This window comes from Streptomyces sp. WELS2 (assembly GCF_013870595.1).
Taxonomy (GTDB): Bacteria; Actinomycetota; Actinomycetes; order Streptomycetales; family Streptomycetaceae; genus Streptomyces.
Map to the genome: position 1 here is coordinate 1 of NZ_JACBWZ010000040.1, position 19,609 is coordinate 19,609.

The 19,609-nt window shown below is 71.3% G+C and carries 20 protein-coding genes; 8 read left to right on the plus strand and 12 right to left on the minus strand.

Translation table 11 applies throughout. The features are described from left to right. From H5J33_RS04545 to H5J33_RS04585, 8 genes are all read right to left on the minus strand, one after another. Positions 1 to 2,679, minus strand: a 2,679-nt coding sequence (locus H5J33_RS04545; RefSeq protein WP_181793483.1) for a multicopper oxidase domain-containing protein, incomplete at its 3' end; no start/stop codon positions are given. 29 nt (positions 2,680 to 2,708) lie between these two features. Continuing rightward, positions 2,709 to 4,013 carry a methyltransferase domain-containing protein gene (locus H5J33_RS04550; protein ID WP_258564872.1) on the minus strand — a complete coding sequence of 435 codons (1,305 nt, stop codon included), beginning with the start codon at positions 4,011 to 4,013 and terminating at the stop codon, positions 2,709 to 2,711. Beyond that, positions 4,010 to 4,960: an iron-containing redox enzyme family protein gene (locus H5J33_RS04560; RefSeq protein ID WP_309485318.1), complete on the minus strand. Its 951-nt coding sequence runs from the start codon at positions 4,958 to 4,960 to the stop codon at positions 4,010 to 4,012. Before H5J33_RS04560 ends, H5J33_RS04550 begins: the two co-directional genes overlap by 4 nt. A gap of 47 nt (positions 4,961 to 5,007) precedes the next feature. Then, positions 5,008 to 5,805, minus strand: a complete 798-nt coding sequence (locus H5J33_RS04565) for a dihydrodipicolinate synthase family protein (protein ID WP_181793485.1) — start codon at positions 5,803 to 5,805, stop codon at positions 5,008 to 5,010. 11 nt (positions 5,806 to 5,816) lie between these two features. After that, positions 5,817 to 6,389, minus strand: coding sequence for a DUF6190 family protein (locus H5J33_RS04570; protein ID WP_181793486.1), 573 nt, complete (start codon positions 6,387 to 6,389; stop codon positions 5,817 to 5,819). Continuing rightward, on the minus strand, positions 6,379 to 7,572 hold the full coding sequence (locus H5J33_RS04575) for a pyridoxal phosphate-dependent aminotransferase (RefSeq protein WP_181793487.1): 1,194 nt from the start codon (positions 7,570 to 7,572) through the stop codon (positions 6,379 to 6,381). Before H5J33_RS04575 ends, H5J33_RS04570 begins: the two co-directional genes overlap by 11 nt. Before the next feature lie 754 nt (positions 7,573 to 8,326). Then, the gene (locus H5J33_RS04580; RefSeq protein WP_181793488.1) at positions 8,327 to 8,896 is read right to left on the minus strand and encodes a YceI family protein; all 570 of its coding nucleotides are present in this window, start codon (positions 8,894 to 8,896) and stop codon (positions 8,327 to 8,329) included. Positions 8,897 to 8,912: 16 nt separating this feature from the next. Continuing rightward, positions 8,913 to 9,242, minus strand: a complete 330-nt coding sequence (locus H5J33_RS04585; protein WP_181793489.1) for a rhodanese-like domain-containing protein — start codon at positions 9,240 to 9,242, stop codon at positions 8,913 to 8,915. Between the two features lie 95 nt (positions 9,243 to 9,337). On the opposite strand from H5J33_RS04585, the gene H5J33_RS04590 reads away from it, so the two are divergent. Then, entirely contained in the window at positions 9,338 to 9,793 is a 456-nt protein-coding gene (locus H5J33_RS04590; protein ID WP_181793490.1) for a MarR family winged helix-turn-helix transcriptional regulator, read from the plus strand. 131 nt (positions 9,794 to 9,924) lie between these two features. On the opposite strand, the gene H5J33_RS04595 is transcribed toward H5J33_RS04590, so the two are convergent. Further along, entirely contained in the window at positions 9,925 to 10,860 is a 936-nt protein-coding gene (locus H5J33_RS04595; protein WP_181793491.1) for a LysR family transcriptional regulator, read from the minus strand. 128 nt (positions 10,861 to 10,988) lie between these two features. Here H5J33_RS04595 and H5J33_RS04600 point away from each other — a divergent pair, with 128 nt between their 5' ends. The 3 genes from H5J33_RS04600 (at position 10,989) to H5J33_RS04610 (ending at position 13,243) form a co-directional block, all read left to right on the plus strand. Further along, positions 10,989 to 12,257, plus strand: coding sequence for an MFS transporter (locus tag H5J33_RS04600; protein WP_181793492.1), 1,269 nt, complete (start codon positions 10,989 to 10,991; stop codon positions 12,255 to 12,257). A 101-nt stretch (positions 12,258 to 12,358) separates the two neighbouring features. Then, the gene (locus H5J33_RS04605) at positions 12,359 to 12,970 is read left to right on the plus strand and encodes a TetR family transcriptional regulator (protein ID WP_181793493.1); all 612 of its coding nucleotides are present in this window, start codon (positions 12,359 to 12,361) and stop codon (positions 12,968 to 12,970) included. Positions 12,971 to 13,069: 99 nt separating this feature from the next. Beyond that, positions 13,070 to 13,243, plus strand: a complete 174-nt coding sequence (locus H5J33_RS04610) for a hypothetical protein (RefSeq protein WP_181793494.1) — start codon at positions 13,070 to 13,072, stop codon at positions 13,241 to 13,243. Between the two features lie 211 nt (positions 13,244 to 13,454). Here the strand turns inward: H5J33_RS04610 and H5J33_RS04615 are convergent, their stop codons facing one another. Further along, complete coding sequence (locus tag H5J33_RS04615) at positions 13,455 to 14,153, minus strand: SDR family NAD(P)-dependent oxidoreductase (RefSeq protein WP_181793495.1); 699 nt, start codon at positions 14,151 to 14,153, stop codon at positions 13,455 to 13,457. Between the two features lie 135 nt (positions 14,154 to 14,288). Here H5J33_RS04615 and H5J33_RS04620 point away from each other — a divergent pair, with 135 nt between their 5' ends. From H5J33_RS04620 to H5J33_RS04630, 3 genes are all read left to right on the plus strand, one after another. Next, complete coding sequence (locus H5J33_RS04620) at positions 14,289 to 15,158, plus strand: helix-turn-helix domain-containing protein (RefSeq protein WP_181793496.1); 870 nt, start codon at positions 14,289 to 14,291, stop codon at positions 15,156 to 15,158. 269 nt (positions 15,159 to 15,427) lie between these two features. Next, the gene (locus tag H5J33_RS04625) at positions 15,428 to 16,828 is read left to right on the plus strand and encodes a hypothetical protein (protein WP_181793502.1); all 1,401 of its coding nucleotides are present in this window, start codon (positions 15,428 to 15,430) and stop codon (positions 16,826 to 16,828) included. Between the two features lie 101 nt (positions 16,829 to 16,929). Continuing rightward, positions 16,930 to 17,415: a MarR family winged helix-turn-helix transcriptional regulator gene (locus H5J33_RS04630; protein ID WP_181793497.1), complete on the plus strand. Its 486-nt coding sequence runs from the start codon at positions 16,930 to 16,932 to the stop codon at positions 17,413 to 17,415. On the opposite strand, the gene H5J33_RS04635 is transcribed toward H5J33_RS04630, so the two are convergent. Further along, entirely contained in the window at positions 17,357 to 18,403 is a 1,047-nt protein-coding gene (locus H5J33_RS04635; RefSeq protein WP_181793498.1) for a C45 family autoproteolytic acyltransferase/hydolase, read from the minus strand. The two genes, H5J33_RS04630 and H5J33_RS04635, sit on opposite strands and share 59 nt — an antisense overlap. Before the next feature lie 72 nt (positions 18,404 to 18,475). Then, complete coding sequence (locus H5J33_RS04640) at positions 18,476 to 18,637, minus strand: hypothetical protein (protein ID WP_181793499.1); 162 nt, start codon at positions 18,635 to 18,637, stop codon at positions 18,476 to 18,478. Positions 18,638 to 18,901: 264 nt separating this feature from the next. On the opposite strand from H5J33_RS04640, the gene H5J33_RS04645 reads away from it, so the two are divergent. Further along, on the plus strand, positions 18,902 to 19,540 hold the full coding sequence (locus H5J33_RS04645) for a TetR/AcrR family transcriptional regulator (protein ID WP_181793500.1): 639 nt from the start codon (positions 18,902 to 18,904) through the stop codon (positions 19,538 to 19,540). Positions 19,541 to 19,609: the final 69 nt, after the last annotated feature.

Consider the following 19,609-nt stretch of genomic DNA (forward strand, 5'->3'; position numbering starts at 1 on the left):
GTGCAGCCGCAGCAGGCCCCAGCAGCCCAGCCACAGGTCGTTCCCCGCGCCGAAGGACCACAGATGGTCGCCGGGGACCATGGTCGGCGAGAGGGCCAGCTCGGCGACGTTCGAGATGCCCAGCGTCTGCTGGTCGCGCCAGGCGGTGTCGGCGCGGCGGGGCCACTCGCGCCAGCGGGCCCCGGAGACGGTGAAGCTGTGCTGGAGGTCGTGGGAGCCCTGCAGGATGTGCAGGCGCAGGTCCTCTCCGGGATAGCCGCGCAGCAGCGGGGTGCCGGGGTCGCCGTGCACGGCGCTGGAGAACCAGTGGGCCGGGTCCCCGCCGCGCTCGGACAGCGGTTCGCTGCGGTAGTTGACGCCCATCGCGCCCTGGTCGTCCGGCGCTCCGGGCGCCGGCGGCGGGTTGACGGGCTCGCCGTGGTCGCCGTGTCCGTGCTTGACCATGGGCACGAAGTCCCCGATGGCCAGGACCATTTCGCGGTGTGCCGTGCCGTCGGCCTTTTTGATCACGGCCTGGGTGCCGCGCCGCAGCTCCCGGCCGTGGTCGTGCGGCGAGACCCAGACCGCGCCCTCGGGTTCGGCCATGAGGGCTCCGAACAGGCCGTGGCGCTGGCGGTAGTTGGCGAGCAGGTGGTCGTGGAAGAAGACGGTGCCGAACTCCTCGTCCACGTACCAGCGGTAGGTCCAGGAGTTGTACCGGCCGTGGGCCTCCTCGCCCTGGTCGGCGGTGGTGGTGGCGGACAGGTAGTTCCAGCCGACCGCGGAGCCGTCGGAGATCAGCGGATCGTACTTGACCAGGTGGGTGTGGAGTCCGCACTCCGGCTGGAACGGCAGGTGCGGGTCGAAGGCCGACTCCTCCTGCGGTCCGGTCGGCAGGGCGTTGGTCAGCGTGAGTTCCACGACCTCGCCCTTGTTGGCCCGGATGACCAGCGGTTCGAGGGTGCGTTCGCCCCGCGCGAGCTGCCGCTTGAACTCCTCCAGGCCGCCGGCCTCCTCGATCTCCTCGGCGAGGACGTAGAAGTGGGCGTTGTGGTCGTGCCAGGTCACGGCGTGCTCGTCGGTGGGGTCGCCGTGGTAGTGGAGGGTGCCGTTGGTGACCACCAGGTGGTAGCGGCGCACCGGGGCGTCCGGTGGGGTGATCTTGGTGAAGGCCTCGCCGGGCTGGGGGTCGTCCACGAAGGCGGCGGCTTCCAGCGCGGTGGGTTCGCGGCCCATGCCGGGCGGCTGGAGCGGGGTCCGCGGCGGCCGGGGGTTCTTCTGCGGGAAGGTGGCGGACTGCGCGAGGAAGCCGGGGAAGCCGGGCCGTTCGGGCGTGGGCGCCGGCGGGGCCGGGCGGTGCGGCAGCGGGACGAGGGGCTGGATGGTGCGGCCGTCGGGGTAGCCGCCGGTGCCGTCCTGGAGGGTGTCGAAGATCCGGAACAGTCCCCACATGCCCATGTGGAAGTGGACGTACATGTGGCAGTGCCAGATCGAGTCGCCGACCGCGCCCTGCCGGGAGCCGAGGCCGCCGATCAGTTCGAGGGTCATGGCCTCCTGCGGGCCGATGCTGACGGAGTCCACGATGGGCGCGTTCTCGTCGCCCGGCCGCAGCCGCCACTGGTGCAGGTGGGTGTGGAAGACATGGGTGTCGCGCATGCCGCCGTGCACCAGCCGGATGACGGTGGGGTCCCCGGAGTAGCCGCGCAGGACCGGGGTGGAGGGGTCGCCGAACAGCCAGGAGCTGTGGTGCACCTCCTCGCCGATGACCGCGTCGCGCACCGGGTCGACACGGCCCTCCTCGAGGAGCTTCTGGTAGCGGTACATCCGCCATTCCATGGGCTCGATGCGGTGGTTGACCGGAAGCATCGCGTTGTTGAGCGGGGTGAGGTCGTCCACCGTGTCCGAGGTGACCGGGCGCAAGGCGGGCAGGCCGGTGGCCGTCCGCGGGCCGGCTCCGGTGCGTCCGCCGCCGTGCCCCCCGTCCTCGCCGTGTCCCCCGCCGTGGCCGTGGCCGGGCATCGGCGGCGGCACCGCCGGGTTGTCGTTGCTCGGGTACTCCATCATGAAGATCACGAACTCGCGGAAGCTGCGGTCCGGCAGATGGACGTCCGCGTACAGGCCGGTGGCAAGCGGCGCTCCGGTCTCCGGGTCGGTCCAGGTCGCCTCGGGCGCCTCGACCACCACCGCGCCGACCATGCCGTGGCTCTGTGTGCCCTCGCCGCGCGCGTCGGACATGTCCCCGAAGTGGAAGACGCCTTCGTGCTCGCAGACCCATTCGTAGACGCGGGTGCCACCCGGGGGCACGCTGCTGTCCGGGTTGGCGCCCGCCGCGAGTCCGTCCATGGTGCGCACGTCGTAGCGGACACCCTGGAGGGTGATGCCGGCCGGGCGCGGCAGCTCGTTGGTCAGCCGGACCCGCAGCCGCTCGCCGCGCCGGACCCGCAGGACCAGCGGGCGGGCGAGCGGGTGCGGGCCGGGCACCAGCTCGGGCTGGTCCAGGTAGCTGGGGAACGGCTGTGGCCAGGAGGCCGCCAGCTCCCTGAGCTCCGGCGCGTCCGAGGCGAGCGTGTACAGGGCGCCGTTACGGTCGTGGTCGCCGAACTCGTTGTAGGCGATGGGCACGTTGAGCGCGACCACGTCGTACGTCCGCACGGGGCGTCCGTCCCCGTGCCGCTCGGCCGGTGCCGCTGTGCTGTTCATGTCTGAGTGAACTCCCCCGTGTGTCATGGTCATTCGGGCAGGTCGGTGGCGGGTCCGGTGCTGTGGGCGAACCGGTCCACCGGCCGGGTGCCGGACAGGATCCGGCCCTGCCAGGCGTAGGTCTGGCCGAAGGGGCTGCCGTCCCGGCCGCTCCGCCGGCTGAAGGTCACGGCGATCCGGTCGCCACGCCGCACCCGCACCGGGCGTTCGACCGGCAGATAGCAGTGTTTCCAGCTGTCGGACGTGGTGCGCCCGGTGATGTCGTCACCGGAGATGTCGAGCGCCACGGTGTCCGACAGCCGGGCGGTGAAGTAGCCCTTGAACCCGGTGAACACGCCGTCCCGCCGCACGGTGAACGCCAGCGGCACGTCGTACGAGTACGGGCCCCGGTCCTCGCCTCCGGGCTCGTAGCGCCGCAGCAGGGCCGGTGCGCTCAGGTGGCCGGAGACCGGGAGGATCACGTCGTAGTACAGGGAGTAGGGGTCCCGGGCGCCGCGGGCGGCCAGCAGGTGGGCGAACGCTTCCGGTCCGCCCGCGTCCTCGGGCCCGGGGCCGGTCAGCTGCGCGTGCGCGGACTCGGCGGTCACCGGCACCAGGAAGCTGTCCACCAGGCGGGGCAGCATGGTGCCGCCGGGGCGCAGGAAGCGTTCCCGGGCGTCGTCGAGGATCGCGGAGAAGTTCTCGTTGTCGCCGAGGTTCCCCATGATCTCGGAGATGACGATGTCCACCCGCTCGGGCAGTTCCAGGTCGAAGGAGAGGCCCGCGAGCGGGATGAAGCGGCCGGCGAACCCGGCCTCGGCGAGCCGCTCGGTGGCGGTGGCCAGGACCTTTTCGTTCAGGTCGATGCCGTAGACCCGGGCCGCCCCGGCCTGGAGGGCCCAGCGGGCCAGGATGCCGGTGCCGGTGCCCAGGTCGAGGACGGTGTCCCCGGGGCGTACCGCCTCGCTGACGGCTGCCTGGAAGGCCGTCATGCGCAGCTCGTCGCCGAGCATCAGCTCGTGGAATTCCTCGCCCCAGTCCAGCAGTTGCTCGGAGGCGGGGAGCCAGACCTGCTCGGTGCGGTAGTGGCCGGGCCAGACGCCGCCCCGGTACACGGTCAGCGCCGCCTCGGCGGGCCCGGCCACCGGGCAGCCGGTGGTCAGGTCGAAGCTGCTGTGGTGCAGGGGGCAACTGAGGCGCAGGGTACGGGGGTTGACCTGTCCGTGGACGAGCCTTCCCTTCCGGTGCGGGCAGGCGGCGGCGGTGACGAACTCCCGGCCTCCCACCCGGACGCGCAGCCGGTCGCCGGGCAGTTCCTCCAGGACCGGCTCCTCGGCTCCGGTGCGGCCCGTCATGCCGCCACCCCGCCGGACGACTCCCTCGCCCGGGCCACGGCCGCGTCGAAGGCACCGCCGATCAGCCGGGAGAGCAGTCGCGCACCGGTCCACAACCGGGTCGGTTCCAGGCCGTAGGCGGCTTCGTACTCCTTTATGGCCAACTGCATCTCCCGCATGTGGAAGGTGTCGATGTGCAGGTGTTCGGTGTAGTAGCGGCCGTACCGGATGCCGAGCCGTTCACAGGCCCGCGCCTGGTGGGTGAAGGCGTCCGGTATGGAGGCCTCCAGATAGGCCAGGGCGCCCAGGAAGTACTCGGTGTGCGGGGCGCGTTGGGTGAGCCAGTAGAAGACGTTGAGGAACTGGAAGGTCTCGTCGCCGGTGGTGTCCAGGAAGTGCTCCGGCTCCTGGGGCAGGCCGAGTTCGGCGAGGAGCAGCCGGTAGAGCTGGGAGTGGGCCTGCTGGAGGTTGCCACAGCCGAACTCGTCGATGAGGACCCGCATCACGGCCATCTGCGCCTTGATCGGCAGCCGGGGCACGGCGGGGAAGAAGTTCTGCGCCTCGGTCAGCCCGTCGAGCGCGAACTCCCTTACCACCAAGGCGAATTCCTCGCGGCTCGCCTGCTCGGCCAGGTACTCTCCGGCCGGGTTGCCCGCGCGTTCCCCGGCCAGCAGCCCGGCCAGCAGTCGCTGCCAGCCGGCCCGGTCGGCGACCGGTTCGGTGGCCGACTCCAGGGACCGCACGAGCGGGATGATCCAGTCCCGCTCGATCTCCTCGATGCGGGCGAGCAGCCGGGAGTCCAGCGGTGTCCGGTTGAGCCGGAACAGTTCGCGGTGGACCGACTCGTCCCCGGAGGCCGGGGCGGGCCAGGCGGGTACGGCCGGGCGGGCCGTCGCCGGGCCGGGTGCCGGGGTGCCGGAGGTTTGGGTGCCGGAGGCCGGGGTGCCGGAGGCCGTGGGTCCGGGCACCGTGCTGACGGGTGACCCGGTAGCGGGTGCAGCAGTGCCGGTCGTGTTCATTCGCCCGCCTCCGCGGTTTCCACGGTCTTGTCGGTCTCCAGTACGCCGCGGTGGTACAGCGCGGTCTTGATCCGGCGGTACCAGTCGTCCCGCTCCAGGCCGTAGCGCGCACAGGCGTCGGCGAGGCGGGTGGCCGGGTCGGCGAGCCGGCCGGCGAACAGGTCGGCGCACAGTGCCGGTTCGGCGTTGGCGAGCGCGACCACGTATCCGTCGACGGGACCGGACTCCAGCAGCAGGTGTTCCAGTCCGGCCAGGATCCGCGCCCCGGGCCGGGCCCGGACCAGCCGCCGGGTGAAGTCCGCGCTGCCCGAGGAGTCCTTGACGGCCACCACGGCGGGCAGTTCGCAGATCCGCAGCAGGGTGTCGAAGTCGGCGGCGTTCCCGGCGACTTCGGTGCCGTGGTAGACGACGACCGGCAGGCCGCCGCGCTCGCCGAGTTCGGTGAAGTGCCGGCGGATCTCCTCCTGGGTGATCCCCGGGCCGTACGGGGTGGTGGCGACCAGCGCCTGGGCGCCGAGGTCCACCGCGACCCGGGCCCGTTCCAGGACCCGTTCCGTGGTGGGCCGCAGGATGCCGGCGAGGACGGGCAGGCCGCCGGCGTGTTTCACGGTGGCCGTGAGCATGTCCTCCCACTGCCGGTCGCTGAGCCTGCGTCCCTCACCGGTGCTGAGGTTGGGCAGCAGGGCGTCGACGTGGGGCCGGACGGTGTCCAGCAGCCGGGCGACCCCGCTCTCGGAGACCTCGCCGGTCTCCGAGAGCGGCGTCACCAGGGCCGCGATCACTCCCTGGTACATCTCGGGCTCCCTCAGGTACGGCCTTGCGCCACGGCCCGGTCCGGTGCCGGTATGCCCAGCCGGTCCGGGGGCAGGCGCAGGGCGAGCGATGCGCGGTAGAGCCGCTCCAGCGGCTCGGGGAAGGCGGGCTCGGGCACGTCGGCGGGCCAGGCGCCAACGGCGCGCACGGGGAGTTCCCCGAAGGCTGCCGCGCGAGGGCCGACGGTGTGCAGCAGCCCCTTGCGGTTGACGACCATGGCGATCAACAGCCGGTCCGTGAAAGGCAGTTGATCGGACAGGTCCGGGTCGGACAGGGCCGGTCCGACGTCCGCCCGGTCGTATCCTTGGCGGCTGATGTCCATGACCGTGTGGAGCTGGTCCATGAACGGGTAGTAGAGGTCCTGGAGTTCGCGTGAGTAGCTCCAGATGACGTCGTCGCAGCGGCCCACCTGTTCCAGGTTCATGACCACGCGGGTGTCGAGCCGTGTCACGAAGAACGCCTTGCAGGCGACGCGCAGGCCGTCGTCCTGGCTGTGCATGCCGAGGAACAGCGCGGCGTCGACGAAGACTTCACGGTCCTGCGCGGCGGGAGTGTCAGCGGCCATAGCGGTCCAGCACCTTCCGCAGCCGCTGCATCGCGCCGGCGAACATCTCGGGCTCGCGGGCCAGGGCCATGCGGACGTACGGCTCGCCGCGGCCGGGCTGGCTCCAGTAGAAGTACCGGCCGGGCAGCACGTACACGCCCTCCGCGCGCAGCTCCCGCTGGAGTTCGCTCGCGGTCAGCTCGGGGTGGGTGATCTTTGCCCAGGCCACGCTGGTCTTGGCGATCGGTTCCAGGTAGTCGAGGATCGTGTCGCGCAGCGCCTCCCTGACGGCGGCCCGGTTGGTGTCGAGCACGTCGCGGACCGAGGCGAGACCGTCCTTCCGGGAGTTCTCCACGTACTGGGTCAGCATGTTGAGCACGAACGGCGAGACGTTGAGCAGCACGCTGGTGTGCAGGTTGTAGATGTCTTCCTTGATGTCGTCGCTGGCGGTGAGCATGGCGGCCTTGGCGTCCTGCACCGGCCAGGTCTTTCCGGTGTCCTCGATCGCCAGGTAGCTGACCCCGGACTCCTCCAGCAGTTCGTAGACGTCGAACCGGGCGAGTTCGGGATCGTAGAGGGTGAACGAGGCGAAGCAGAAGTCGATGACCAGCAGTTTGTTGTGGTCCTTGCAGAAGCGGACGACCTCTTCGAGCCCCTTGCGGCCGTGTCGCATGAGCGTGAAGCCGGTGGGGTTGTTGGGGTCGACGAGGAACAGCGCGTCGGTGCGGACCCGGCGCTTGAGTTCGGTGTAGATGCGGTCGGGGTCGTGCAGCGCCGACTCCTCGACGGGGTACAGCGGCACGCCCATGTTCGACAGGACGTCGTGCAGGTTGTCGAAGCACGGCTCGACCAGGGTGACGGCGGCGCGCCGCTGCTTGAGGTACATCGCCACGACCATGGTGGAGATGGAGGCGGCGTACGACAGGAGCGTCTTGTTCCTGGCCAGCGCGGTGGGCTGGCGGTGGAGGCGGAAGAACGACTCGGTGAAACGCTGCTCGTAGGTGGCCTGGAGGCCCTCCTCCGCCTCGTACCACAGCTCGGGAAGGCGGCGGACGATCTCGTGCTGGGCGGCGGACTGGCGCTGGTGCGTGTGGGCGTCGGCGAGGTTGAACTCGGTGCGCAGGGCCTGGATCTCGTGCTGTGTCAGATCGAGCAGTCGCTGGTCGTGCGCGGTGCTCAGAGTGGTGCCGGCGTGCGTGGTCATGCTTCCTCCAGTCGTACGGCGTACGAGTGCGGGCACGAACGGGTCCGTCATGGCATGCGACAGACACGGATTCGTGTTTCAGAGGACTTCTCGTGCGGGCGCGGCCCAGGGCACGCAAAGAACCGTCGCGGTCGGACGGTGGGAAGGGTGCTCCTACGGAAGGAGGCCAGAGTGCTCGTCGCCGGCTACGACGTGAGTTCGGAAACGAGTTCCAGACATGTATACCCCCGTATACGGACTTCGTCCGGTAGGTGACTGTGCCACAGTCGGTGGCGGCGGGACAAGCGGCTCACCGTCACAAAGGGCCGGCTTTTGCCGGGCCGTGCGCCGGCTTCCCGGAGTGTGCTGTGCGGTGCGGGTTTCCGGGCATGGGTCAGGCGCCGTGCGGTCGGCACGGCGTGGGAAAACGGTGTCCATGGGCGCCCCGGCGCCGATGCCCAGGTGGGCAACAGCGGCCCCCTACAAGTGAGTTGGCCCCGAGTGGCGGGGCTTACCGTCGCTCCGCTCCGCGGGTTCGGCGGGAAGCGCCCCACGGTGCGGCGGACCGTCGGCGGCCGAGCGGGCGCACGGTCGGGGCGGGGAGGCGCGCGGGAGCACGTGGGCGTGTGCAGGGCGCGCGGCACACCTGGCACGCGGGGCGCACCGGCACTCGCGGTGGCGTGCATGGCACAGGTGGCACATGTGGCACGCGTCAGCGCATGCCGGACGGGCCCCGGTGCGCGGGCCGGCGCACCGGGGCCTCTCGGACGGGAGGTCAGGCCTCCTTGATCGCCTCCAGGTCCAGCGACAGCTCGATCTCCTTGGAGACGAGGATCCCGCCGGAGTCCAGGACCATGTTCCAGCTCAGGCCCCAGTCCTCCCGGTTGATCTTGCCGTGGGCGGAGAAGACCGTACGGTCGTTGCCCCAGGGATCGCGCGCGTAGCCCAGGTAGTCCACCTCCAGGGTCACCGGGCGGGTGACGTCCTTGATGGTCAGGTCACCGATGAGGGTGCCGCGCTTGCCGTCCCAGGTGACCGCGGTGGAGACGAAGGTGGCCCGGGGGTGCTTCTCCGTGTCGAAGAAGTCCGCGGAACGCAGGTGGTCGTCGCGCGTCCGGTCGCCGCTGTCCACGCTGGCCATGTCGATGACGGCGGTCACCTTGCTGTCCTCCGGGCGCTCGCCGATCTCCACGGTGGCGTCCACGCCGGTGAACCGGCCGCGAACCTTGGTCAGCATGAAGTGCCGCCCGACGAAGCCTACTTCGGCGTGTCCGGGGTCGATCTTCCAGGTGCCGGCGGCGGGCAGTTCCACCCCGTCGACGGTGCGGGTCGGTGCAGTGGTCATGTGGTCGGTCCTCCGATCAGGCGCCGGACACGGTCGGCAGGCCGGCACCGACCCAGTCGTCCTTGCCCTCGCCGTATTCCCTGACGTTGACGTATCCCAGCTCCGCCAGCCGCTTGGCCGCGATGCCGGAGTTGGGGCACGGCTCGTTGGCGCAGTAGACGACGACCTCCGCCTCCTTGTCGGGCAGCAGGGTGGGAGCCAGCTCGTCGACTTGGTCGTGCGGCAGGCTGAGCGCACCGGGCAGGTGCTTGTCGTTGTAGTACTCGGCGGGCAGGGCCTCGACCACCGTCACCAGCCCTTCGTCGATCTTCTTCTTCAGCTCGTCGCGCGCGATCCGCTGGACCATGTACGCCTCCCGTTTTCGAAGCGGAAAATCAGTGCGTCTGCACACACCTTAATCCGTGCGTGCGCACGCAAGCAAGTCTCGTTACACTCGTCCTCGTGAACGAAGGTGAGCACCGAGTCGAGGCGTGGCGAGCACTGCTGCTGGCCCACAACTCCGCCGTGCGGGCGATCGAGAGCGACGTCCAGCGCACCGGCCGCATCCCGCTGACCTGGTACGACGTACTTCTGGAGCTACGTGCGGGGGGCGAGCGGGGCCTGCGCATGCAGGAAGTCGCCGAGCGTGTGGTCCTCAGCCGCACCCGGGTCAGTCGGCTGGTGGACGAGATGGCCCGGCTGGGCCTGGTGGACAAGCGGCCGGATCCGACGGACAAGCGGGTGACCTGGGCGGTGATCACCGAGGACGGTCTGGCCGCGCTGCGCGAGACGGCGCCGGTCTACCTGCGTGGCATCTGGGAACACTTCGCCCGGCATCTGAGCGACGACGAGGCCGATGTGATCGCGAAGGCGCTGCTGCGTGTGGCTCAGGCGCACACCGACATCAGCGTGACCTGAGCCCCGCGACCGACCTTGACCGGACCGGTGGGTACGGGACGCATCGGTGCGCCGATGGGCTGCCGCCGGCCGTGACGCCCCGGGGCATCGTCCATGGGTCCGGGAACGGATGATCGCGGGCGTGGCGGCGGTCAGCGCGGCAGCACCCAGGCCGGTGTCCAGGTCCCGGCGGCATCGTGGCCGGTCGCCTTGACGGCGAGGTGGGCGCGGAGCGCGGTCAGCGCCGGGTGGGGGTTGTCGCGGTGCCAGAGGAGGGAGTGCGGGTAGACGGGCGTCGGGTCGGTCACCGGGATGCGGCGCAGTCCGTGGCCGGCGGGCCAGACGAGACGGGTGTGCGCGCCCATGAAGGTGGCCAGGGCCGGGGTGTCGGCGACGGTGTCGAGGAGCGCGTCCGAGCCGAAGTTGGGGCCGGTCGCCTCGATGGTGAGCCCGAACTCTGCCACGAGGTCGTCGTAGTAGGCGGCCCACTCGGTGCCGGGAACGACGCCGGGCATCCAGATGCGGTGCCCGGCGAGCCGTGCGAGGGGCACGGACCGCGCGCCCGCCAGGGCGTGGGCGGGGCCGGTGAGGAGCTGGAGCGGCTCGTCGAGCACCCGCACGGACGCGATGTCCTCGGGAAGGGGCCTGCCGGGCGCGGCCACGGCGCGGAAGGAGGCGTCGATCTCGCCGGACCGGAGTGCGGTGACGGCTCTCTCGACGTCGAAGAGCCACACGACGTCGAGGTCGATCTCCGGGTGCGCGCGGTGGAAGTCGCGCATCAGGCCGGACGGCGCGACGCGCGAGGCGATCACGTCGACGCGCAGCGGACGGCGGCCGGTGCGCACGGAGGTGACCGCGCGCTCGGCAACGCGCAGCAGCTCGCGCGCGTGGGCCAGGAACGCCTGCCCGTCGATGGTGAGTTCGGCGCCGCGCGGGGTGCGGGTGAACAGCCGCACACCCAGGTCGCGCTCCAGCGCGGCGATGCGCTTGGAGACGGCCTGCTGGGTGAGCGACAGCTGGGCGGCGGCTCCCTGGAACTGCCCCGCGTCGGCGGCGGCGACGAAGGTCCGGACGGTTTCGAGGTCCATGCCGACAGCCTATGACCACAACTGTTGGTTGTGGTGTCCGGCGCCACGGTTGTTTGATCCCCGGCTACCGCCCTCGGTTTGATGTCTCCGGTCGCGGATCGGTTGTGCGGATGCGAGGGGACATGGGTATGAGGAGCGGGCGCCGGCCGGGTCATGTGCCCGGCCCTCGGCTGGGACGGCGGTTCGGGTGGCTGTGGGCGGCGTACGGGACCAGCGCGCTCGGCACCTGGCTCGCCTTCGGCGCGTTCCCGCTGATCGCCGTCCAGGTGCTGGACGCGGGCCCGGCCGAGGTCGCCGCGCTGTCCTCCGTGGGGGCCGCGGTGGGTGCGGCCGTGGCGGTGCCGCTCGGTCCGTGGGTGGAGTTCCGCCGCAAGCGGCCGGTGCTGATCGGAATGGACCTGGCGCGGTGCGCGGCGCTGCTGACGGTCTCCATCGCATACGCGTGCGGTGTCCTCACCTTCCTCCAGCTCCTGCTGGTGTCGGTCGTCGTCGCGGCGGCCGACATCACCTTCCGCACCGCCTCGGGCGCGTATCTGAAGACGCTGCTGCCCGGTGAGGACCTGCTCGTCGCCAACGCCCGGTTCGAGTCCACGACTTGGACGACCACGATCGTCGGACCGCCCCTGGGCGGAGCGGCGGCCGGGTTCCTCGGGCCGGTGGCGACGGTGCTGGCCGACGCGGTCAGCTATCTGCTCTCGGCGCTCGGCATCCGCGCGATGGGCGGACGCGAGGCGCGGCCGGAGCGCCGGCAGGCCGCCCGCGTGCGGGCCGGGGACCTGCTCGACGGCTGGCGGTACATCCTCGCCGACGCGGCGCTGCGTCCGCTGTTCTTCAACACCGCCCTGTTCAACGGTCTGGTGATGGCGGCCGAGCCGCTGCTGGCCGTCCTGATGCTCGGCCGGTTCGGGTTCGCGCCGTGGCAGTACGGCCTCGCCTTCGCCGTGCCCTCCCTGGCCGGACTGGCCGGATCGCGGCTGGCCCGGCCGCTCGTCGCCCGGTTCGGGCGGCACCGCGTCCTGGTGGTGTCCGGTGCCCTGCGCGCGCTGTGGCCCGTCGGTCTGGCCTTCCTGGGGCCCGGCACCGGAGGGCTGCTGCTGGTGATGGGGGTGGAGGCCGGGCTCATCTTCTGCTGCGCGGTCTTCAACCCGGTCTACGCCACCTATCGCCTCGAGCGCACCGCGCCCGACCGGGTCGCCCGCACGCTGTCCGCCTGGACGGTGACGACCAGGTCCTCGACCGCGCTGCTGACCGCCGTCTGGGGCGTGCTGGGAAGCCTGCTCGGCCCGCGTACGGCCATCGGCCTGGCCGGCGTGCTCGTGCTGACGACCCCGCTGCTCCTCCCCCGCCGTACGGAGGCACCCCTCCGCGAGCCGGACCCGGCACCGAGCCGCATTTGACCGCCGGTCCCCGGGCCGCCGGGCGCCCCGGCGTGCCGGACACGTCCGCCGTCGCCGGCCGGGCCGTCGGCCAACGCCCGTCTCGCTAGAGTGCGTGGGTCATGGGTGGGAAACGGGTCGGCCTGCGGGAGCTCTCCCGCCGTGCGGTGCGGCAAGAGATCACCGAAGCCGCCACCGCGCTGTTCGTGGAGCGCGGCTTCGAGGCGACGACCGTCGACGACATCGCGGCGGCCGTGGGGATGTCCCAGCGCAGTGTCTTCCGCTATTTCGCCACCAAGGAGGAGATCGTCCTCGGACACTTCGGTCTCGTCGTGGACGACATGCTCACCGCCCTGCGCGCTCGCCCGGCCGACGAACCGGTGTGGACCTCCCTGCGCCACGTGCTGGATGTGCCGGCGGTCCGCCCACAGGCGCCGGGGCACCCGCACGGGGTGGCACCGGTCCACCGGATGGTCTTCGAGACCCCCGCGCTGCTCGCCGGCTATCTCCGCGAGCTGCACCGGGCGCAGGAGGCCGTGGTCGCCGAACTGGGCGAGCGGGCCGCCTCGAGCGGTGCCCCCTACGCCCCCGACGACCCGGTGCCCCGCGCCCTGACAGCCGCGGCGTTCGGTTGCCTGGTCGCCGCTCAGCACTCCTGGTTCGCCTCGGACGGGAAGGGTTCCTTCACCGACGTCCTGGAGCGTGCCATGGGGACGGTCGGGCCCCGTGTCTGAGGGTCGTTTCCCGTGGCCGCTCTCCGGTGCGCGGGATCGGGCGACAGCGCACCGGCGTGCGGCAGGCGGCCCCGGGGCCGTCACCGAGGTCAGTCGCCCGTGCCGGCCCCGCTGCTCGGGCAGCACGGCGGCGGTGATGGTGACGGCCTGGTGCCAGTCGGCGACGAAGCGTCGCGCACCCGGTTCGGGGAAGGAGGAGCGGGCGCGGTTCGGGCGGCCGCGGTCGTCGACGGCGTCGCCCTGGCCGTGGACGGCGGCTTCACCACCCGCTGAGACCGTATCGTGCCGGCGGGGCGCGTCCGGCGACGGACATCGGCACCGGACCGGCGTCCTTCGCGCGAGCGGCGCCGGCACCCGTGCCCCCTGGACAACCACGGTGTAGGGCGCGCACCCAGCCGGGGCCGCCGTCACCGCCCCGCTCGTCGGCGGCCACGCCGAGTACGCCCTGACGCCGTCCGGCGTGGCACCGTCTCGCGGGTTGCGCCTACCAGGGCAACTCGCCGTCGTCCTCCTGAAACGTGCCGGTGGGGCCGTCCTTGCCCAGGGTGGCCATCCGTACGACGACTTCGGCGCTCTCTTCCACCGGACGCCCGCCGGGGAAGTCCGCGGTGAAGTCGGTGGCGGTGAAACCGGGTTCGACGGCGTTGACCTTGAAGTCGGGCAGTGCCTTGGCGTATTGGACGGTGAGCATGGACACGGCCGCCTTGCTCGCCCCGTACACGATGAAGGCGTAGTGCGACTGGCGGCGCTCGGGGTTGGTGACCGCCCAGAACGAGCCGAGCGCGCTGGAGACGTTCACCACGACCGGGTTGTCCGACGCGCGCAGCAGCGGGAGCGCGGCCTGGGTGACGCGGACGACGCCGACGACGTTGGTATCGAACACGGCCTGCGCGCCCGCGGATGTGACCCCGTCGGTGCCGAGGGTGTGGTCCGCGATGCCGGCGTTGTTGACCAGGACGTCGAGGCGGCCCTCACGCTCCTCGATCAGGCGCATGGCTTCCTGGACCGACGCGTCGTCGGTCACGTCGAGCCGTACGAACCGGGCGCCCAGCTCGGCCGCCGCGGCCTGCCCGCGCTCCACGCTGCGTGCCCCGATGTAGACGGTGTGTCCCTCCTTGATCAGCCGGCGGGCGGTCTCACGTCCGATGCCCTTGTTCGCTCCGGTGACGAGTGTCACGGTCATGTCGGTTGCTTCCTCTCGTCGCTGAACCAGCTCAGGACCGATCCTTGGGCGCGGCACGGCATCGGGACAGGGCCCCCGTGATCCTGGGGGTGACAGGACCAGGCGCATGCCCGAGGGTCCGCCTACGCTTTCCGTATGACCCGCCACACGAACATGCTCGGCGAGTATCTGCGCGCCCGCCGCGAACTCGTCACGCCGGAGAGTGTCGGTCTGCCGCAGCTCGGTGTCCGCCGCGTTCCCGGTCTGCGCCGCGAGGAGGTCGCGATGCTCGCCGGCATCAGCGCCGACTATTACCTGCGCCTCGAACAGGGCCGCGACCGCAACCCTTCCGTCCAGGTGCTCGAAGCGCTCGCCCGGGTGCTGCGGCTCGACGACGCGGGTACCGCCTATCTGCTCGGACTGGCCTGCGAAAACCCTCGCCGCGTCCGCCGCCGGCCCCGCAAGGAGACCGTGCCCACCGGGATCCGCAAGCTCCTGGACTCGCTGACGCAGCCGGCGTTCCTCGAAGGCCGCTACTTCGACGTACTGATGGCGAACCCGCCGGCGACGGCGCTCTCGCCGCGGCTGGTCACCGGCCGCAACCGGCTGCGGGACGTGTTCCTCGACCCGGCCGAGCGAGCCCTCTACCCCGCTTGGGAGGAGGCCACCGCCGGCCTGGTCGGCGGATTCCGCGAGTCGGTCGGCACGGACACCGACGATCCGCGGTTCATCGAGCTGGTGGGCGAACTCTCGCTCGCGAGCGACCGCTTCCGCCGGCTGTGGGCGCGCCATGACGTGCGTGCCCGCGAAGGCGCGTCCGTCACGCTCGACCATCCGCAAGTCGGCGAACTCACGCTGAACCGGGAGAAGCTCCTGGTCTCCGGATCGCCCGGTCTGCTCCTCGTCCTCTACCACGCCGACCGCGACAGCGACAACGACGAGAAGCTCCGCCTGCTCTCCTCCTACCAGGCCGTTCCCCGCACCCCGACGACGCCCGCGGACTCCCCCGTCACCCCGCCCCGCTGACGCCCGCCCCGGCAGGCCGGGGTGGCCCGCGTGGAGAGGTGTACCGCCGGTCGCGGACCGGGCGGGGAGCGGCCGCGGCATTCGCTAGGGTGCTGCGGTTGACGGCCGGCAGGTGACCTCCGGCAGTCGGCCCTCATGGACTACTGCCTCGGGAGCCCTTTTTCATGTCGCCTGGCCGCACGTTGGACACCGCACCCCTCGCCCCGCCCGGGGCACCACGTGCGGCGCCGGCCTCCTTGTTCCGCACGGTGGTCGTGTGGCTGCTGCCGATGCTGTGGACGTTCGTCTTCGGCCTGTGGGGTTTGTCGCGGCAGAACAGTGTGTGGCGGGACGAGGCCGCCACCTGGCAGGTGGCTCAACGCTCCACGGCGGAGATCTGGCGCACGCTGGCGAACATAGACGTGGTCCATGGGCTCTATTACTTGCTCATGCACGTGCTGTTCACGTGCTTCGGTCCCGGCACCACGACCCTGCGGCTGCCATCGGTGCTGGCCACATCGGTCGCGGCGGCTTGCGTGGCCGTCATCGGCCGTCGGCTCGGGGGTACTTGGACGGGCCTGGCCGGCGGCATGGCGTTCGGGCTGTTACCGGCCGTGCAGTTCCACCTCCAGGAGGGCCGGTCGTACGCGCTGGTGGCGGCCGGCGCGGCGGTGTCCACCCTGCTCCTGGTGACCGTCCTCCAAGGATCCGCCCGGCCACGCCACTGGGTCGCCTACAGCGCCGCGGTCCTCCTCACCGGCCTGCTGAACTGGCTCTCGCTCATGGTCCTCGCGGCCCATCCGGCCACCTTGCTCTGGGCCCGGGCCGAGCGCGCGGTCCTGGCCCGCTGGGCGGTGGCGGCCGGGAGCGCCGCGACCGGAGTGCTGCCGCTGATCGTGTTCAGCCGCGGTCAGTCCGCGCAGGTGGACTGGATACCGCCGCTGTCCTGGCACATGCTGATCGGTCCGGCGGTACTGCTGGCGATCGGCGGCGCCTGCGCGCTGCCGGACCGGCCGCGGGCGGGCCGGTTGTCGACGGCGACCGTGGGGTTACCGCTGCTCGCGGTGCCGCAACTCGGCCTGGTCGCCCTGTCCTTGATCCAGCCGGTCTTCCTGGACCGTTACATCCTCTACAGCATGCTGGGGCTGGCACTCCTGATCGGTACGGCCGTCGGCGCGGCGGTACGGGCGGCCGGGCCCCGCTTCCCGGCGGCGTCGAGGTGGATCCTGCCCGTGACGCTCGCCGTGGCCATGGCGGCGCTGCTGCCGCAGTCACTGGCCAAGCGGTCCCCGGCGAGCAGGGTGGACGACGTCCTGGCGGCCGCCTCGGACATACGAGACCTGAAGCAGCCCGGCGACGCGGTGCTCTTCGTCCCCGCGGACCGCAGAGACACCAAGTCCCTCACCCCCGGCGCCTTCGCGGGCCTGCGGGACATAGCCCTGGCGCGGTCCCCGGAGGAGTCCGGCACTCTCAAAGGCGTCGAGACGGAACCTGACCGCATACGCGACGCTCTCCTCACCGAACAGCGAGTCCTCCTGGTGACGGACGCCTCCCCGGCGGCCCGCCCGGTGACCGGAGCCCGGGACAGGATGAAGACCGCCGTCCTGCACAGGTACTTCGTTCCGGTGGCCGACAAGCAGTCCCGGGGCCGCAGGGTAATGGTGTACGAACGCCGGAGGACACCTCACTGACGCCTCGTCAGGTTGTGCCCCCGCCACGCGGTGCAGTGCCCACGCCGAGGAATAATGGCTGGTTGATCACAACCAATCGATCGGGATCGTGGGTGTCTGAGATGGGACGCACGTCTGCCGGGCCCTCAGGCGGGCCGGACGAACAGCGCAAGGCTTCCGGTGAGGTGGCGGCGGCCCTCGCCACGGTGGGGAACTGGATGTTCTCCACCGCGGCGCGACGCCGCATCATGGCGGCGTCGGGCCTGGAACTGTCCCTGGGGGACTACACGTTGCTCGCCCAGATCTCCCAGCACGCGCCGGTGCGGCTCTCGGTCCTCGCGGAGCTCATGGAGGTCGACAAGTCCACGCTCACGCCGCCCGCCAAGCGGCTGGAGGCGCGTGGCTTCATCGTGCGCGAGCCGGACCCCGCCGACGCCCGTGCCCAGTTGGTCAGTGTCAGCAAGGCGGGCAAACTCGCCATCCGCAAACTCTGGCAGGCCCGGGCGGCCATCGTGGCCGAGTTGATGGACGACTGGAGCACCGCCGAGATCAAGAATCTGGCCGCGAACCTGGCCGCGTTCGCCGAGGCGATCGAGAAGAAGGGGTGACAGACGATCCGGTGCCCGGTCCGCCGGCTCCCCTGTCGTCGCTCCCGTGCGGAAGCCCCAAGGTGACGGTGCGGGTCCCCGGGGAGAACCCCTCGAAGGAGTGCTCCCAGCTCTCTTCCGGCCAGTGGTAGGTCACACGGCCCTCCTCGGGGCGGTACTCGGCCGTGTAGACCGTGCCCAGCCACTCGTCGTACGCGCACTGGTACAGCGGCGGTCGCAGCATCGCCGCGACATCGGTGCCCGAAGCCCGCACGGCGGCCAATCGCGCTTGTGTGCGGGTGACTTGTTCCTGCTCGGGCGGCACCGGGAGGTGCTGGTGGTTGGCCGCGCAGGAGTCCCCCGTCCCGGTCAGCGGGATATCGGGTCCGACGTGGACCGTCACGGTGCCGTTCGGGTCGACGAGGGTGACGTTCTGCGGAATGGCGATGGGTATGGTGCGCAGTCTGCCCACCGCCTCTTCGACGGTCCGGCAGGTCTCCAGCAGATAGCGCAGCACCAAGGGCAGGGCGAATCCCGGCCCGTGGACGTACCGCCCGCCGAAGGTGAGCGACACCGCGAGGCCCGCGTCGTTCATGCCGTCCAGCAGCCCCCACCCGGCCTCCTGCATACCGATCACGGGGCGGAGGAAGCGGGAGGAGACGATGGTGCCTTCACAGTGTTCGGGAGCGAAGTCGTAGTTTCTGAGCAGGACGCCCTCACGGCCGATCTGGGTGCAGCCGGAGAAGAACGGCCGCACCGCCGCCAGCGTGAGAAGGGTTCCGGCCCGGGGTGAGGAGAGTTGGCCGGCGAGCCGGTCGAGTGCCGGGACCAGTTCGGGCATGTGCTCCTCGAAGAGCCGCCGGGCGCGGGCCGCGCCCTCGGGAGTCCTCCCCTCCTCGGTCAGCCAGTCCTCCGCGCTCACCACGGCCGGCCGGACACGCTCGGCCCATCGCCCGTCACCGCCGTCACCGATCTCGATGGCGTGGAAAGTCTTGACGTATTGAGTCATGGGGCAGGACTCAACTCCCTTTCCGGCCCGGATTCAATGCCCCGGAAGGTGACGGAGGATCACGGGCGGGGGCTACGGCAGTCCGTTCGCGCCGCGCCCGGCCGGGAACCTGCGGGCCGGGGCGGCCGGGTCCAGCAGGCACAGCGCGGCCACCAGGGCGGTGAAGAGCCGCACGGCCGTGAGGAGACCGGTGGTCGTGGCCAGGAGGCCGACGCCCATGACGGGGACGCCCACGCCGAGGTAGACGACGATAGGCGGTGGCCCGGAAACGGGCCGGGCTCCTCGTGGGGTCTCGGGTCGCGGGGGAGCCGTCATTCCTCTCGTGGTCCTCGGGTCGGTGTCGCGGGTGCGTCGTCACGGTTCGTCGGCCGGACGTCGGTGACCGGTGGTCGGTCAAATAAATGACCGATGGTCAGTCAATGAGAGGAGGCCGACCGTCGGTCGGATATATTGGGCAGCCCTACAGGGCACCACGACACCGCGTGAACGGAGGTGGGCATGCCGGCGACGACGCGGAGGAAGCGAGTCACCAAGAGCCCCGACGACCGCAGGGACGACATCCTGCGCGCAGGCCAACGCGTGTTCGGCACAACGGGCTTCGAGCGCGCCACCATCTCCGAACTCGCGGACGCGGCCGAGATCGGCAAGGGCACCTTCTACCTGTACTTCGAGTCCAAGGACCACCTTCTCGGCGCGCTGTGGGAGCGCTATGTCGACGCCATCGTCTCCACCGCGCAGGAGATCCTGGACGAGAGCGACGACTGGTGGCCCACCATCGACCGGGTGATGAGCGCCCTCGTGCGGCACGCCATCGCCAACGCCGAACTGCACCGGATCGTCTTCGGCTCGGCCAACGCCAAGGCCCTGGAGCTGTGCCGGCAGGCCAATCAGCGGGTCATCGACCTGATGTGCGCGTTCGTCGAAGAGGGCACGGACGCCGGCGCGTTCGAAGCCGGCGACACCCGCGTGGCGTTCCGCATGGCCTACCACGCGTCCGACGGTCTGCTGGACGACCTCATCGGCCAGGCGGACGAGAGGGCCGGCATCGATGAGCGCCGGGTGACCGCCATGGTGCTCGAACTCGTACACCGCGCCCTGGGCGACCACGCGTACGCGCCCGCGCTGACCCACGGCTGAACCCGGCGTCCACAGCCGCTCGTCGGCACCACCGCTGCCGGCGCCCGGACGGCCGGGCAGCGGAGGCGG